The sequence below is a fragment of the Mangrovihabitans endophyticus genome (assembly GCF_014646155.1).
GTDB lineage: Bacteria > Actinomycetota > Actinomycetes > Mycobacteriales > Micromonosporaceae > Actinoplanes > Actinoplanes endophyticus.
Genome location: NZ_BMMX01000171.1, coordinates 1 through 576, shown reverse-complemented (window position 1 = coordinate 576; position 576 = coordinate 1). Strand labels below are relative to the sequence as shown.

The window sequence follows — 576 nt, the reverse complement described above, 5'->3', positions numbered from 1 at the left end:
AGCGTCGCCATCTTCATTGTATAAAGATCCCATGTCTTCGGCGACTTGAGTTAGATTCGTGCTTGAATCATACACCGGATTAATGCCATCTGAAGGGGTTTTAGCTGAAGAATCCAAAGCAAATATCGCCGCTGTTTGATCGGCATGCCTTCCAGCGTTTAAATTCGCTCTCATAGAAATGCGGTTGCTCGCTCTGGCTGGCATCACCATTCCAGGGTCAATTCTAATGTTTTCTAAAGGGCCGGTGTTATCCACTTTTAAAGCGTCCGTATCGCTCCCTTTATTGCCGGTATCGCTCCCATTTCGCACCCACCCTTGCACCACAAGACCGCCGGTGGTAACCAAACTCCCTTGCGAGTCAAAAAGGAACTCCCCATCTCTGGTGAAATTGCGCGTGATCCCCCTATCAGGGCTAATGATAAAAAAGCCATCGCCTTGAATCGCTAGATCGGTTTTGACATCTGTGTTTTGGATATTGCCTTGTGAAAAGATTTTAGTCGTCGCATCCACGCCTACCCCAAGCCCCACAGAAAAGTCATTCTGCCCTGCTAACCCGTTTTTATAGGGTGCGGTAGC

At 48.3% G+C, this 576-nt stretch carries 1 protein-coding gene; it reads right to left on the bottom strand.

The window, feature by feature from the left end; translation table 11 throughout:
- On the bottom strand, positions 1–576 hold a 576-nt coding region (locus IEY73_RS34770), incomplete at both ends, for a flagellar hook-basal body complex protein (protein ID WP_189083254.1).